This is a genomic window from Dechloromonas sp. ZS-1 (genome assembly GCF_039649255.1).
Classification (GTDB): Bacteria; Pseudomonadota; Gammaproteobacteria; order Burkholderiales; family Rhodocyclaceae; genus Azonexus.
In genome coordinates, this window is sequence record NZ_JBDIYD010000001.1 from 1 (window position 1) to 14,214 (window position 14,214).

General features: G+C 60.3%; 14 protein-coding genes and 1 riboswitch. Of the genes, 7 read left to right on the plus strand and 7 right to left on the minus strand.

Annotated elements, in window-relative coordinates; genetic code table 11:
* Nucleotides 1-202: 202 nt before the first annotated feature.
* The 5 genes from AACO21_RS00005 to thiC form a co-directional block, all read right to left on the minus strand.
* Complete coding sequence (locus AACO21_RS00005) at nucleotides 203-841, minus strand: cyclic nucleotide-binding domain-containing protein (RefSeq protein WP_346190419.1); 639 nt, start codon at nucleotides 839-841, stop codon at nucleotides 203-205.
* A 60-nt stretch (nucleotides 842-901) separates the two neighbouring features.
* Nucleotides 902-1,684, minus strand: coding sequence for an MBL fold metallo-hydrolase (locus tag AACO21_RS00010; protein ID WP_346190420.1), 783 nt, complete (start codon nucleotides 1,682-1,684; stop codon nucleotides 902-904).
* A 1-nt stretch (nucleotide 1,685) separates the two neighbouring features.
* A complete protein-coding gene (locus AACO21_RS00015; RefSeq protein WP_346190421.1) occupies nucleotides 1,686-2,060 on the minus strand; it encodes a cyclic nucleotide-binding domain-containing protein in 375 nt (124 codons plus the stop codon).
* Between the two features lie 101 nt (nucleotides 2,061-2,161).
* On the minus strand, nucleotides 2,162-3,232 hold the full coding sequence (locus AACO21_RS00020) for a hypothetical protein (RefSeq protein ID WP_346190422.1): 1,071 nt from the start codon (nucleotides 3,230-3,232) through the stop codon (nucleotides 2,162-2,164).
* 167 nt (nucleotides 3,233-3,399) lie between these two features.
* On the minus strand, nucleotides 3,400-5,316 hold the full coding sequence (gene thiC, locus AACO21_RS00025; protein ID WP_346190423.1) for a phosphomethylpyrimidine synthase ThiC: 1,917 nt from the start codon (nucleotides 5,314-5,316) through the stop codon (nucleotides 3,400-3,402).
* Between the two features lie 67 nt (nucleotides 5,317-5,383).
* A riboswitch (TPP riboswitch) is annotated at nucleotides 5,384-5,491 on the minus strand.
* Between the two features lie 125 nt (nucleotides 5,492-5,616).
* On the opposite strand from thiC, the gene AACO21_RS00030 reads away from it, so the two are divergent.
* The 5 genes from AACO21_RS00030 to AACO21_RS00050 are packed head-to-tail and all read left to right on the plus strand — an operon-like array spanning nucleotide 5,617 to nucleotide 10,169.
* The gene (locus AACO21_RS00030) at nucleotides 5,617-7,101 is read left to right on the plus strand and encodes a carbonic anhydrase family protein (RefSeq protein WP_346190424.1); all 1,485 of its coding nucleotides are present in this window, start codon (nucleotides 5,617-5,619) and stop codon (nucleotides 7,099-7,101) included.
* A 53-nt stretch (nucleotides 7,102-7,154) separates the two neighbouring features.
* Complete coding sequence (locus AACO21_RS00035; protein ID WP_346190425.1) at nucleotides 7,155-7,796, plus strand: TetR/AcrR family transcriptional regulator; 642 nt, start codon at nucleotides 7,155-7,157, stop codon at nucleotides 7,794-7,796.
* A gap of 60 nt (nucleotides 7,797-7,856) precedes the next feature.
* Complete coding sequence (pcm, locus tag AACO21_RS00040) at nucleotides 7,857-8,510, plus strand: protein-L-isoaspartate O-methyltransferase (RefSeq protein ID WP_346190426.1); 654 nt, start codon at nucleotides 7,857-7,859, stop codon at nucleotides 8,508-8,510.
* Nucleotides 8,510-8,833: a rhodanese-like domain-containing protein gene (locus AACO21_RS00045; protein ID WP_346190427.1), complete on the plus strand. Its 324-nt coding sequence runs from the start codon at nucleotides 8,510-8,512 to the stop codon at nucleotides 8,831-8,833. The genes pcm and AACO21_RS00045 overlap by 1 nt, the downstream gene beginning before the upstream one ends.
* A gap of 7 nt (nucleotides 8,834-8,840) precedes the next feature.
* Nucleotides 8,841-10,169: a TolC family outer membrane protein gene (locus AACO21_RS00050; RefSeq protein ID WP_346190428.1), complete on the plus strand. Its 1,329-nt coding sequence runs from the start codon at nucleotides 8,841-8,843 to the stop codon at nucleotides 10,167-10,169.
* Here AACO21_RS00050 and waaA read toward each other — a convergent pair.
* The gene (gene waaA / locus AACO21_RS00055; protein ID WP_346190429.1) at nucleotides 10,135-11,409 is read right to left on the minus strand and encodes a lipid IV(A) 3-deoxy-D-manno-octulosonic acid transferase; all 1,275 of its coding nucleotides are present in this window, start codon (nucleotides 11,407-11,409) and stop codon (nucleotides 10,135-10,137) included. The two genes, AACO21_RS00050 and waaA, sit on opposite strands and share 35 nt — an antisense overlap.
* A complete protein-coding gene (gene waaC / locus AACO21_RS00060) occupies nucleotides 11,406-12,359 on the minus strand; it encodes a lipopolysaccharide heptosyltransferase I (RefSeq protein ID WP_346190430.1) in 954 nt (317 codons plus the stop codon). Before waaC ends, waaA begins: the two co-directional genes overlap by 4 nt.
* Nucleotides 12,360-12,399: 40 nt before the next feature.
* Here waaC and AACO21_RS00065 point away from each other — a divergent pair, with 40 nt between their 5' ends.
* Complete coding sequence (locus tag AACO21_RS00065; RefSeq protein ID WP_346190431.1) at nucleotides 12,400-13,170, plus strand: glycosyltransferase family 2 protein; 771 nt, start codon at nucleotides 12,400-12,402, stop codon at nucleotides 13,168-13,170.
* Nucleotides 13,171-13,200: 30 nt separating this feature from the next.
* A complete protein-coding gene (locus AACO21_RS00070) occupies nucleotides 13,201-14,208 on the plus strand; it encodes an NAD-dependent epimerase (RefSeq protein ID WP_346190432.1) in 1,008 nt (335 codons plus the stop codon).
* The last annotated feature ends 6 nt before the right edge of the window (nucleotides 14,209-14,214 follow it).

The following is a 14,214-nucleotide window of genomic DNA, read 5'->3' on the forward strand; positions in this document are numbered from 1 at the left end:
GGCTTCGGCATCTTAAGGTTCGTTGGTCACAAACCTATCCCCTAGCAACCTGTATACCCGATTTGTGCAACAAAGCCATTGCGAATAAATCGTCAAAACAGCACAGATTCTGACAAAAACCTGACGAAATTCTTATAAACGATGGAATTTTGTTTCAAACACGGTTTGAAACAATGCAGTCTCGCGAAGCGGTCGCATATGCTCAGGCAACACGTTTCAACTCGCCCTCGCTTTGGGGCGCCACACCTTCCGCCACGTAGCGCGCGAGTGCTCGCACGATGTAAAACCCGAACTTGGGGTCCTGATAAAACAGCTCAATGGCCTTCTCGCGACTGACGGAGAAAAGTTCACAATCGCCCTCGCAAATGGCGGAAGAGCTACGCTGAGCATGCTCGGCAAATACACCGACCTCGCCAAACACATCGCCTGGGGACAAGGTCTTGTTCAACTCACCTAGATGCACTTTCCCGCTGTGGAGCAAATACATGCGGTCTGCATCATCACCTTTGCGGAACAAGCACGCCCCGGATGCAAACGTCTCCCGGGTCATGTAAGGCAGCAAGAAGTCGAGTGAAGGCGAAGCCTGACTTGCTGCCTCAACATCACGGATGGTTTTTTTGACCTCACGCAACCGGATCAAATTGAGCGGCAAGAGCGCTACATGCAACACGAAAATGGGGAGCACTTTGTCAAAAACACCAAAATGAATCCCCATCAGGGCATAGCAAATGAATACGATATTGCTGGCAATCGCCATCGTCCGCAAAGGCACAATGGTTTTCATGAAAAAAGACATAAAAACCAAGCCAGCCGCTAGCCAGGCAACAATCTGCATTTCCATTGGGTGATCCTAAATGGTCAAAAAGAAGGCCGCGCCGGCCCTCTTCTTCCGCAACACGCATTAGCGATTCAGATCACGCAGCGAGCGCATGATGTGATCGAAGCCATGCTGCGAGTTCTGCACAACCTTAAAGAGCATTTTTGACTCATCAAGAAGGGTTTCCAGACGCTCAATTCCTTTTTGGATATCAGCCTCGGCACGATCCGAGATTTTCCCGTGGCCAGGATAAAGGTGCTCAACCCGCAGTGCGGCCAGGCGACGCATCGAATGGATGTAGTCGCTGATATTTCCTGACTGCAAGACGCCACCCACGATACCCGTCGCCATCACGACATCCCCCGAAAACAAGAGGCGGTGATTCGGCTCGTAGAAGCAAATCGCACCAGAGCAATGGCCCGGCGTATGAATAACGTGCAATTCATAGCGACCAAGATCGATCACCGCGCCCTCTGTGAGCAACAGATCAATCCGGAACGCATCGGCACTCGAGTCAAAAGCCTTGTTCATCAGGACGAACTCATCCTGCAAGGTCAATTTATTGGCGGCCAGACGATGCGCTGCAACCAGCGATTTTTTCCCGAAGAATGGAACACCACCGGCATGATCGATATGCTCGTGTGTAAGCAAAACAAGGTCGATATCCTCAGGTGCGACACCTACCTCGGCCAGCGCATCAACCACCCCTGCCACACCATCCGGCAGGCAACTGTCTATCAGAACGGTTTTCGCATCCCCTTTGATCAGATAAGCATGCGCAGAACGGTTTTGTCCGTAGATCAGATAAACCGATGGATAGATTTCGGCAATACGCTTTTTAACAACTTCTGCACCCGGCATATCCATTTCAAGCAACCTCCATCTGCGCGCTTGAAGCCTTTTGGCCGACATCAGCAAGACGCTGTGCCATCATTCGAATCACACTCAATGCAAATGCAGGCTGCTGGCTGACCAGATAGACAAATCTAGCCTGGTCGATGCGTACCACCTTGGTCTCATCTTCGGTAACCAAGGCGGTGGCGAAGCGCCGCCCTTCTGCAACCAAGGCCATCTCGCCGAACATTTCCCCCTCGGCCAACTCAGCCAACAGGACGCGCTCTCCCTGATCGACATGGCGAACAATGCTTACCTTGCCGGAGAGGATGACAAACATCTCCTTGCCAATGTCACCTTCACGGAATATCGCCTCACCAGCCTTGTATTCCTGAACAAACCGCCCCACCCCATCCATCGCCGGCTCACATTCAAAATCACTAATAAACGAGGAGCCTAAATATGAAAGCTTACACAGAAATTACAAATTCATATGGCGAACGAGGCAAATTAAGCAAGCGCGCTCAAGAGATAGGATTCTGCGTTGAGTTCGCCATCAAAAAAACAGCGGGCCAGCTGATTCCGAGCAATCGCGGTGTTCTCACACAACGAGATCATTCGAGACTGAGCCAGTGATAGCAGACCTTGCAACGAAGGGCTTTGGGTTGTGACATTGCGGAGTAGATCGGCCAATTCTTGCATTGATGGCGAGAGATTTTCCTGAGTGACCGACGCCATGGATGTATTTGGATTTGTTTGCCACACCACACTGGCAATGATCAGGAGTCGCAAGGCCAAGCACCCCATGCGAAGGTTATCCATTAAATATTGATTCCGTGCTTGGCCGACAGAACAATCTTTCCCTCGAAAAACAGCACTGGGCGCCAAACCATCCAGGAAACACAGCATGGCAACCAGCGCCTTGAGGTAGGCCTGAGAGAGATCGCTTCCTTGCCGAATCGCAACTCGCGCATTCTCCTCTACCAAGGCCAAGGTATCGCTCAGGAAAAACGCAGGGACAGGATGAGCAAAGCCCATCACATCCCGGTTGGCGAAGTCTCTTGCAAAAGCAACCGCAGAGCGGAGCGCTCGCTCACTCAGCGCACAAGCAAACCGGGTATTGACCAGTTCCAGGCGGAGAAACTCTTCCTGATCCAGATCGCGATCCTCTCTCGTACGAAAGGGAATGGATGCTTCAATGCAGGCCAGAACGGATAGAAGGATGCAGGGCGGAAGCAAGCCCCCCAAGGCATTGGCAGCCCATAAGGCACTGGAGAACTCATTCAGTCCCCGCTCTGGGCGCAAAAGATCGTCCGGCTGAATATCAAATACGGCAGCACACAAGCTTTCGTGAAAAGAGGCCGCGTGAGCCAACCACCGGAAGCCATGCTCTTCCGGCAGGAAAAGGCGTGTGGCTATGGGTCTGAAATCCGGAGGAAAACCATCATCCAGCTTGAGATACACCAGATCGTGAAAAAAAGCGGCCAGCGTAATGACGGGTGATTGTTCATCCGCCAATGCCAAGGCGTGATGGACAGCATGGAATACCCGGCCAGGTTGCCCCATGGCACGGGTAATCATGTCAGCCAAAGCCGCTCGTTTTGGGGCGGGAACCTCCGCACCAAGTTGCTCGAAGGCCCCCGTCAAAAGCGTCAGAATAGGAAGGGGAGAAGACCCGTTATTCAATTGCCATCCGTCATAATTTTTCGGAATTATGCCAGAGGAACAAATATCCGCCCCTGAAATATTCAGACCTTGTGGTAGATCTCGGCACCGGTCTTCACGAATTCAACCGCCTTGGCCTCCATGCCCTTCTCCAGCGCCTCGTCCTCTCCCAGTCCCTGCTTGGCCGCGAAGTCGCGCACGTCCTGCGTGATCTTCATCGAGCAGAAGTGCGGGCCGCACATCGAGCAGAAGTGGGCGACCTTGGCCGATTCCTTGGGCAGGGTCTCGTCATGGAATTCGCGGGCTTTATCCGGGTCGAGGCCGAGGTTGAACTGGTCGTCCCAGCGGAACTCGTAGCGGGCCTTGGACAGTGCGTTGTCGCGGATCTGCGCGCCGGGGTGGCCCTTGGCCAGGTCGGCGGCATGTGCGGCCAGCTTGTAGGTGATGATGCCTTCCTTGACGTCGTCCTTGTCGGGCAGACCGAGGTGCTCCTTCGGCGTGACGTAGCAGAGCATGGCGGTGCCGTACCAGCCGATCATCGCAGCGCCGATGCCGCTGGTGATGTGGTCGTAGCCCGGCGCGATGTCGGTGGTCAAGGGGCCGAGGGTGTAGAACGGAGCTTCCTTGCAGTACTCGAGCTGCAGGTCCATGTTCTCCTTGATCAGGTGCATCGGCACGTGGCCCGGACCTTCGATGATGGTCTGCACGTCGTGCTTCCAGGCAATTTCGGTCAGTTCGCCGAGGGTCTTCAGCTCGCCCAATTGCGCTTCATCGTTGGCGTCGTAGATCGAGCCCGGACGCAGGCCATCGCCGAGGCTGAAGGCGACGTCGTAGGCCTTCATGATTTCGCAGATTTCCTCGAAATGCGTGTAGAGGAAGCTTTCCTTGTGGTGCGCCAGACACCACTTGGCCATGATCGAACCGCCGCGCGAGACGATGCCGGTCATGCGGTTGGCGGTCATCGGGATGTAGCGCAGCAGCACGCCGGCGTGGATGGTGAAGTAATCGACGCCTTGTTCGGCCTGCTCGATCAGCGTGTCGCGGAAGATTTCCCAGGTCAGGTCTTCGGCCTTGCCGTTCACCTTTTCCAGTGCCTGGTAGATCGGCACTGTGCCAATCGGCACCGGCGAGTTGCGGATGATCCACTCGCGGGTTTCGTGGATGTTCTTGCCGGTGGACAGGTCCATCACCGTGTCGCCGCCCCAGCGGATCGACCAGGTCATCTTCTCGACTTCTTCCTGAATACTGGAGCCGAGCGCCGAGTTGCCGATGTTGGCGTTGATCTTGGTCAGGAAGTTACGGCCGATGATCATCGGCTCGCTTTCCGGGTGGTTGATGTTGTTCGGGATGATGGCGCGGCCACGGGCGATTTCGGAGCGCACGAATTCCGGCGTGATCTCGGCCGGGATGGCAGCGCCAAAGCTCTGACCCGGATGCTGGCGGGTCAGGAGCGAAGCCATTTTTTCACCGGTTTTGCCGGTCGACCGCAGGGATTCGATATAGGCGGCGCGATTCAGGTTTTCACGGATGGCAACGTATTCCATCTCCGGCGTGATGATGCCCTTGCGCGCATAGTGCATCTGCGACACGTTGGCGCCGGCCTTGGCACGACGCGGCTTGCGGTGCAGGCCGGGGAAGCGGAGCTCGTCGAGTGCTTTGTCGGCAGCACGCTGACGACCGAACTCGGAACTCAGGTCCGGCAGTTCCTCAGTGTCGTTGCGCTCTGCGATCCACTGGGCGCGCAGCGCGGGCAGGCCGGAGCGGATGTCGATCTTGGCCGCCGGGTCGGAATACGGGCCGGAACAGTCATAAACGAAAATCGGCGGATTCTTTTCGCCACCGAACGCGGTCGGCGTATCCGCCTGGCTGATCTCGCGCATCGGCACCTGGATATCCGGGCGCGAGCCTTCAACGTAGATCTTGCGGGAATTCGGCAGCGGCTGGATGGCGGCCTCGTCGACATGGGCGTTGGCGGCGAGGAAGGTGTCTTTGGCGTTCATGAGTGCTCCGTGCTTGAAGTCAGCGGGCTGAGACGGCCAGGGAGCGAAAAAAGTTCGATCGTTACGCACTCACGAACATCCGTTTCCCTTTCCGGCATGACCCGATCAGGTTCGAAGGGTATTTCTCAGTCGACCGTCGGCGTGAAACCGACAGACGACACCCCTAACGAGTGGGCTGCAAGTTACTGGAAAGACAGGCAAAATGCAAGAAACGCACCGCCTGCCTCAAGATTTCTAGAAACAGGCCGAAATATCCTTGCCAAGCCTTGGAATTTCAAAGAAAAGATAAAGGGGTCACCCATGCGCAAACTGACCATCGCCACCCTGTTGGCCACCCTGCCCTTCGCTGCCTTCGCCGCGCCCACCTGGCAAACCATCTCGTCCGAGCCGGGGAAGCGCATCGAACTCGACCGCACCAGCATCAAGCGGGAAGGCAACACGGTACAGGCCCAGGGCCGCGTCATTCTGGAACGCGAACTGATCGATGCCCGTTCCGGCGCCGGTTACCGGGTCATCGAAGCCCTCACCCGATACGATTGCGGCGCACGCAACGCGAACACGCTGAAGCGCATCTACAAGAAGAATGAAAACGAAGTCATTCGTGAGGAAGACCTGAAAGGGACGGATCTCCCTGTCCGCAGCGGCACTCTCGACGACAAGGTCTTGCGTGAAGTCTGCCGCCCACCCAAGGACAATCAGGCCGAAGTCGCCCAGAAGGCAAACGATGCCGCAGGCCAGTTGAAACAGGCCAACGAAGCCCTGCTGAAGCAAGAGCTTGCCAAGGGAGAGAAAGGCGCCGCCGTCAAAACCAGTGACACCCCGGCCGATGCCCCCATCCCCTCGATCCGCCCCAACCTGAAAGCCGCCGCCGAAGCCGAGCGTGCTGCCCAGGCCGCCGCGACCACACCCCCTGCCGCATCCGCCAAGCCGGCAGCCCCTGCCGCCGCCGCACCGGCAGCACCGATGCCGCCAGTCAGCGCTCCCGCCCCCAAGCCGCACACGGTTTATGTGCACGCCCCGGCACCGGCCAAACCGAAAAAACCGGCGCCGGCGAAAGCCGAAGGCTACATGCTGGAAATCGCCCACAAGGCCGCCGCCACCGAGCATGCCCATATTCACTGGGGCTATGAAGGCCCCGGCGGCCCGGAAAACTGGTCCAAGCTGGACGCGAAGAACACCCTGTGCGCCACCGGGCAGCGCCAGTCACCAATCGATATCCGCGACGGCATCAAGGTGGACCTCGAACCGATCAAGTTCAACTACCGCCCCTCGACCTTCCGGATCGTCGATAACGGCCACACCGTCCAGGTCAATGTCGCTGACAGTGCCATCACCCTGACCGGTAAAACCTTCGAACTGATCCAGTTCCATTTCCATCGCCCCTCCGAAGAGAAGGTCAACGGCCAGCGCTTCGACATGGTGGTTCACCTGGTCCACAAGGCGGATGACGGGCAACTCGCTGTCGTCGCAGTCCTGCTGGAGCGCGGCAACGAAAACCCGTTCATCCAGTCGGTCTGGAACTACATGCCGCTGGAAAAAAACGCACCGGTCGAACCGCCGAATATCGCCATCAACCCGGCCGACCTGCTGCCCGCCGCTCGTGGCTACTACACCTACATGGGCTCCCTGACCACCCCGCCGTGCAGCGAAAATGTTCTGTGGCTGGTCATGAAGCAACCGGTTCAAGTCTCGACCGACCAGATCAATATCTTCAGCCGCCTCTATCGCAACAATGCCCGCCCCATCCAGCCGCCTGCAGGCCGACTGATCAAGGAAGGGCGTTGACCGGCAAAATGCCGTGATGGTAAGTTAATGACCAACTAGTCATTAACTTACCCATGAATACGCCCGCCCCTCGAAAACGCCGCAAGGATGCCCGTCCGGGCGAACTTGCCGACGCCGCGCTCGAACTCTTTGTCGAGCGTGGTTTCGCCGCCACCCGGCTTGAAGATGTCGCCCAGCGCGCGGGGGTTTCCAAGGGGACGCTGTATCTCTATTTCGACAGCAAGGAAGCGCTCTTCAAGGCGGTGATCCAGGACGGCATCGTGCCGGTCCTGGCTGAAAACGAGGCCATCCTGGCGCAGCACACCGGCAGCGCCCGCGAGCTCATGCGGACCCTGCTCGACAACTGGTGGAAAAAGATCGGCCAGACCCGCTTTGCCGGCATTCCCAAACTAATGGTGGCCGAGGCGCGCAATTTCCCCGAACTGGCCGAGTACTACGTCGATAACGTGATCAAGCGCGGACGCCAGTTGGTCGGCGCCGCCTTGGAGCGGGGTATGCGCAGCGGCGAATTCCGCCCTCTCGACATCGAAACCGCCATCGACGTCATCATTGCGCCCATCCTGATGCTGTTGATCTGGCGCCACTCCCTGGCCTGCGGCCAAAGCAGCGAACAGGATCCGCTGCACTATCTCGATATACACATGCAGTTGCTGTTCGACGGACTGCGCCAGACGGGAAAGGAGAGTCAGGTATAATTCCGCTTTGTCGGAATCAATATATTAGCCGTCGCTAATATTAAGCCTGCGGAGACACCCATGAATATCGAGCAAGCGCGTTTCAACATGATCGAACAGCAGATCCGTCCCTGGGATGTGCTGGACCCGCAGGTTCTCGACCTGCTTTTCGTCGTCAAGCGTGAGGACTTCGTCCCGGCGGCCTATCGCAACCTGGCCTTCGCCGACATGGAGATCCCCATCGGCGACAACCAGGCCATGCTGGCCCCGAAAATCGAAGCCAAGCTGCTCCAGGAGCTGAGCCTCAAGAAAACCGACAAGGTGCTCGAAATCGGCACCGGCTCGGGTTACATGGCCGCCCTGCTGGCCGGCCGTGCCGACCATGTGGTGAGCGTTGAATCGCGTCCCGAACTGGCCGCGCAAGCCCGCCAGAACCTCGACAACGCTGGCGTTCGCAATGTCACGATCGAAATCGGTGACGGCAGCCAGGGCTGGAGCGCCCGTGGCCCCTACGACGCCATCGTCGTGTCGGCCTCCCTGCCGACCCTGCCGGCCGCTCTCCTCAAGCAGCTGCGCGTCGGCGGCCGACTGGCCGTCATCGTCGGTGACGCCCCGGTCATGCAGGCGCAACTGATCACCTGCACGGCCGAGGGAACCTACAACACGGTCAACCTGTTCGAAACGGTCGTTCCGCCGCTCGACAACGCGACCGCCAAAACCGCCTTCTCCTTCTGATGCAACAGATTCGCGCACAACATCTGGCCGACTGGCTGGCCGACACAACCCGTCCCCAGCCCCTGCTGCTGGATGTGCGCGAAGCCTGGGAATACGAGCACTGCCACCTGCCGGGTGCGGTGCTTATTCCCATGCACCTCATCCCTGCCCGTCAACAGGAAATCGACCCCGACCGCGATGTGGTCGTGATCTGCCACCACGGGGTGCGCAGCATGCAAGTGGCGATGTTCCTCGAACGCCAGGGACATGACCGGTTGTTCAACTTGACCGGTGGTGTTGCAGCCTGGGCGGACGAAGTCGATCCTTCAATGCCTCGCTATTGAGACTGGCATGCGTACACTCTCCGCCCTCCTCTTCGCCCCCTGCCTGATCACCACGGTCCATGCCGCAGACCTCCTGCAGATTTACCGTGCTGCACAGGACAACGATCCGACCTTCGCCGCCGCACGCGGCACCCTGGACGCCGGGCGAGAAAAGGCACCGCAGGCCCTGGCCGGTTTGCTCCCCAGCCTGACGCTGTCGGGCAACACGGTCTGGAACGAGAACGACACCACGTTCCGCAACACGAACACGACCAGCAGCCCGAAATTCAATTCCAATGGCTACCAGCTGACCCTCTCCCAGCCCCTGTTCCGCTGGCAGAACTGGGTCAGCCACGACCAGGCCAAGCTCCAGGTCGCCCAAGCCGAGGCCAACTTTGCACTGGCCCGCCAGGATTTGATCCTGCGCACCGCGCAAGCCTACTTCGACGTGATCTACGCCACTGAGAACCTGAAGGCACTGCGCGCCAACAAGGCAGCCATCGCCCAGCAACTCGAATCCGCCAAAAAGAATTTCGAGGTGGGCACGACGACGATCACCGACACACATGAAGCCCAGGCGCGCTACGACCTGGCTTCCGCACAGGAACTCGCCGCAGAGAACGACCTGGAAGTGCGCCGCCGCGCCCTGCAGGCAATCATCGGCAACGAACCCGAAGCCCTGGCGCCGCCGGCACATCAGGCCAGCCTGACGCCCCCCGAACCGAACACCATGGCCCCCTGGGTCAGCGCCGCAGAACAGGACAGCCTCAGCGTACAGGCGCAACAGGCCGCCGCCGAAATCGCCCGGCGTGAAGTCGACAAACAACGGGCCGGCCATTATCCGACGGTCGACCTGGTGGCCAATGCCGGAAACAGTAAAACCCTCGCCTCAGCGGCCATCGGTGTCACCGACACCGATTTCAAGAACGCCGGGATTCAAATCAGTATCCCGCTCTTTCAGGGTGGTGCCACCGTATCGAAGCAGCGCGAAGCCGCCGGCAATGCGATGGCCGCCCAGTCCGGGCTGGAGGCTGCCCGTCGCGGCGCGGCACTGGCAGCCCGCCAGTACTACCTCGGCGTGGTCAATGGCCTGGCACAGGTCAAGGCCCTGCAGGCGGCGCTCGTTTCATCCCAATCTGCGCTCGAATCGAACAAGCTCGGGTACGAAGTCGGCGTTCGCATCAACATCGATGTCCTGAATGCCGAAAATCAGGTGTATGTAACCCGTCGCGACCTGGCCAAAGCCACGCTCGATACCCTGATGGCCCAACTGCGCCTGAAGGCTGCAGTCGGTGCGCTGGGTGAACCCGACGTTGAGCAGGTCAACGCCCTGCTCGACCCATCCGCCGCGCAATAAACGCCAGAGTACGTCCGGCCGCACCCTGGTGCGCCCGGGCAAAACTGACGGCAGCCTCGCGCATGCCGGCCAGTTGCACCGGATCCGCCAGCAAGCCGACCACTGCTGCGCCCAAGTCCGTTTCATCCTGAATGCGTCGAGCCGCCCCGGCGGACAGTGCATCTTCCGTCGCCTGCAGAAAATTGAAGGTATGCGGCCCCACCAGCACCGGACAGCCACAGGCTGCTGCCTCGATCAGATTCTGCCCGCCCAGCGGCAGCAAACTGCCGCCGATGAAGGCCAGATCAGCCAGGGCGTAGTAAGCCACCATCTCGCCCATGCTGTCGCCCAACCAGACCGCCGTATCGGCCTGCGGCAAGCCATCGGAGCGCCGCACGCAGGACAGACCGGCCTCGCGGACCAGCGCAGCAACCGCATCAAACCGCTGAGGATGGCGCGGCACCAGAACCAATAACGCCCCGGACGGTGCCACCTGACGCCAGGCAGCCAGAATCAGGGGCTCTTCCCCCTCGCGGGTGCTCGCCGCCAGCCAGACAGGGCGCCCGTTCAACGCAGCCCGCCAGCGCTGCCCCAGCAGCAGTTTGTCCGGGCCAGGCGTGACATCGAATTTCAGGTTGCCGCAGACGTCGACCGTCGGCGCCCCGAGTTCGCCCAAGCGCCGGGCATCCCCCGAGGTTTGCGCTGCCACGCCGGCGAGCGCAGCAAACGCAGGGCGCACCAAAGCATCAAAACGGCCATAGCCCCGCGCCGAACGCGCCGAAAGGCGGGCGTTGGCGAGCACAACCGGCACCCCGGCCGTCTTTGCTGCAGCCAGCAGGTTCGGCCAGATTTCCGTTTCCATCAGCACGCCGAAGGCCGGATTGAAATGGGCGAAGAAACGGCGCACGGCGCCGGGATAGTCATAAGGCAGATAAACCTGGATCACCCGCTCGCCGAAGCGCGCACCATAGACCTCGGCCCCGGTCTGACGACCGGTCGGTGTCATGCCGGTGAGCAGGATGCGATGTTCCGGCCACTGGGCGAGCAAGCCCTCGATCAAGGGCTGCGCGGCCCGCGTTTCGCCCACGGAAACCGCATGCACCCAGATCAGCTTGTTGAACGGCGTTTGCCGGTAAAAGCCGTAGCGTTCGCCGAGATTCTGCAGATATTCCGGTTGCTTGCGCGCACGCCAGGCCAGACGCAACCAGATCAGCGGCGTCAGGCAATACCAGAGCAGGGCATAGGCCAGGCGCACCATCACGGAGCCGCCTCAAAAAGGGCCTGCAATACCGCGTCGACCGTCGGGATCTGGCCCTTGCTGCCCAAATTGGCCCAACGACCGCGCCCCAGCACACCAGTCAGCCCCGGATCGGTGGCGGTATAGAGCGCCACGGTCGGCACATCCAGCGCCACCGCAAGATGGGTCAGACCGGTATCGACCCCGACCACGGCCTGCGCTCCCGCCAACACTGTCGCCAAAGCGGGCAAACCGAGCGGTGGTGCCGCAACCGCATTGGGTAGCGCGGCGGCCAGACGCGCCGCCCTCGCCCGCTCGACCGGATTGCCCGCCGGCAAAATCACCTTGAGCCCCCGGGCGTGGAGCGCTGCGCCCAAATCCAGCCAATGCGCCTCGGGCCACAATTTGTCGTCGCGACTGGTGGCGCTCAGTAACACCACGTATGGATCAGACGGACACCAGTCGAAGGACTGCACCGGCGCGACCAAGCCGTAATCCGGCGGACCTTCCGGCACGTAACCCAGCGCCGCGCCCGCCAGGGCCCGATTACGGTCGACCGCGTGCATGGCGCGACTGACCGCATACCGGCGCGCATAAAAGCGGGCGGCGAGCGGCTCGCGAATGGAGTTGGCGTCATAGCCGGCCAACGGCCCGTTCGCCCAACGCGCGAGCAGGGCGCTTTTGACCAGGCCCTGCGTATCGAGCACCAGATCGTAGGTCTCGCCGGAAACCGCACGACGGAAGGCGCCGATCTCCTGCCAGGTCCGCCCCTGAAACAGCGCCTTGCGCCAGCGCCGCACCGCCACCGGCACCACCCGGCGGACGCCGGGATGCAAACGCGGCATGTCGGCAAAACCCGCTTCAACGCACCAGTCGATCTCGATACCCGGCACGTGGCGCTGCAGGTCGCTGACCACGGGCAGATTGTGAATCACATCGCCGAGCGAGGAAGTTTTTACAAGCAGGACACGCATCGGCGGATAAAATAAGGGTTTCTCGAAGCCTCAATTATAAATGTCCGCACCCCGCCTGCCGCTCTCTGTTGCCATCATCACCCTCGATGCCGGACGGGCACTGGCGGACTGCCTGGCCAGCGTCGCCTGGGCCGACGACATCGTGATCGTCGATTCGGGCAGCCGCGATGACACCCTTGCCATCGCCGCGCAAGCCGGCGCACGCGTCCTTCATCAGGATTGGCTGGGCTTCGGGCCACAGAAACAATACGCCGTCGACGCCTGCCGCCACGACTGGGTGCTCTGTCTGGACGCGGACGAGCGGGTCAGCCCCGAACTGCTGGCCAGCCTGAAAAGCGTCCTCGCCGCGCCGCAGCATCACGCCTACCGCTTTGCCCGCTGCAATCGCTTTCTCGGGCGTTACCTGAAGCACGGTGAAGGCTATCCGGATTGGTCCCTGCGCTTTTTCGATCGCCGCCATGCACGCTGGTCGGATGATGCCGTCCATGAAAAAGTGATCGCTGACGGCACCACCGGCACCCTGCCCGGCGATCTGCTGCACGACTCGGCGGAAAGCCTGGCCAGTTATCTGAACAAGCAGAACCGCTACACCAGCCTGGCCGCCGACATGGCGCTCGCCGCAGGCAAGCGCAGCAGTGTCGGCCGCATCGTCTTCAGCCCGATCATCCGCTTCATCAAGTTTTACCTGATCCGCCAGGGCTTTCGCGATGGCCTGCCCGGCCTGATCCACATTGCCATCGGCTGTTTCAACAGCTTCCTCAAGTATGCCAAGATGCTGGAGCGGCAACGCAGCGATGCTGCGCTGCGGTAAAATATCCGCCTTATTCAACAGGTTGACCGCATGAAAGTCCTCGTTACCGGCGCCGCCGGCTTTATCGGCATGACCACCGCCCTGCGCCTTCTTGAGCGCGGCGACGAGGTGGTCGGCATCGACAACCTCAACGACTACTACGAAGTCGCCCTCAAGGACGCCCGTTTGGCGCGCCTCACCGGCCATCCGGGCTTTCGCTTCGTACGCCTGGACATTGCCGACCGCAGCGGCGTGGACGCCCTGTTCAAGCAGGAACACTTCGACAAGATCATCCATCTGGCCGCCCAGGCCGGGGTGCGTTATTCGATCCAGAATCCCCATGCTTACGCCGACAGCAACCTGCTCGGCTTCGTGAACATGCTCGAAGGCTGCCGTCACCACGGCGTGCAGCACCTGGTCTACGCCTCCAGTTCCAGTGTCTACGGCGGCAACACCAAAATGCCTTTCTCGGAGCACGACAGCGTCGACCATCCGGTCAGCCTGTATGCGGCGACCAAAAAAGCCAACGAGTTGATGGCCCACACCTACAGCCATCTCTACGGCCTGCCCACGACCGGCCTGCGCTTTTTCACCGTCTATGGCCCCTGGGGCCGCCCGGACATGGCGCCCTTCCTCTTTGCCGGCGCCATCCTGAAAGACCAGCCGATCAAGGTTTTCAACCATGGTCAGATGAAACGCGACTTCACCTACATTGACGACATCGTCGAAGGCGTCATTCGCGTCATGGACAAGAACGCGACGGTCGACCCCGCCTACGAGCCCATTTCCGCCGACCCGGCGAGCAGCAACGTGCCCTATCGCGTGTTCAACATCGGCAACAGCGACCCGGTACCGCTGATGGACTTCATCGGGGCCCTGGAACAGGCCATCGGCAAGACGGCGGAAAAAATCTACCTGCCCATGCAGGATGGCGACGTCCCGGCCACCTACGCCGATACCCGCCTGCTCGACGACTGGGTCGGCTTTGCCCCGGCCACCCCGATCCAGACCGGCGTCGATCGTTTCGTCGCCTGGTATCGCGACTATTACCAGCTTTAAGGAATT

Coding starts and splice junctions, on each gene's coding strand:
- AACO21_RS00030 (WP_346190424.1), top strand. CDS start 5,617: ATGCGCAAACTGACCATCGCCACCCTGTTGGCCACCCTGCCCTTCGCT.
- AACO21_RS00070 (WP_346190432.1), top strand. CDS start 13,201: ATGAAAGTCCTCGTTACCGGCGCCGCCGGCTTTATCGGCATGACCACC.
- AACO21_RS00010 (WP_346190420.1), bottom strand. CDS start 1,684: ATGGATATGCCGGGTGCAGAAGTTGTTAAAAAGCGTATTGCCGAAATC.
- AACO21_RS00045 (WP_346190427.1), top strand. CDS start 8,510: ATGCAACAGATTCGCGCACAACATCTGGCCGACTGGCTGGCCGACACA.
- AACO21_RS00050 (WP_346190428.1), top strand. CDS start 8,841: ATGCGTACACTCTCCGCCCTCCTCTTCGCCCCCTGCCTGATCACCACG.
- AACO21_RS00035 (WP_346190425.1), top strand. CDS start 7,155: ATGAATACGCCCGCCCCTCGAAAACGCCGCAAGGATGCCCGTCCGGGC.
- thiC (WP_346190423.1), bottom strand. CDS start 5,316: ATGAACGCCAAAGACACCTTCCTCGCCGCCAACGCCCATGTCGACGAG.
- pcm (WP_346190426.1), top strand. CDS start 7,857: ATGAATATCGAGCAAGCGCGTTTCAACATGATCGAACAGCAGATCCGT.
- AACO21_RS00065 (WP_346190431.1), top strand. CDS start 12,400: ATGTCCGCACCCCGCCTGCCGCTCTCTGTTGCCATCATCACCCTCGAT.
- AACO21_RS00020 (WP_346190422.1), bottom strand. CDS start 3,232: ATGATTACCCGTGCCATGGGGCAACCTGGCCGGGTATTCCATGCTGTC.
- waaC (WP_346190430.1), bottom strand. CDS start 12,359: ATGCGTGTCCTGCTTGTAAAAACTTCCTCGCTCGGCGATGTGATTCAC.
- AACO21_RS00005 (WP_346190419.1), bottom strand. CDS start 841: ATGGAAATGCAGATTGTTGCCTGGCTAGCGGCTGGCTTGGTTTTTATG.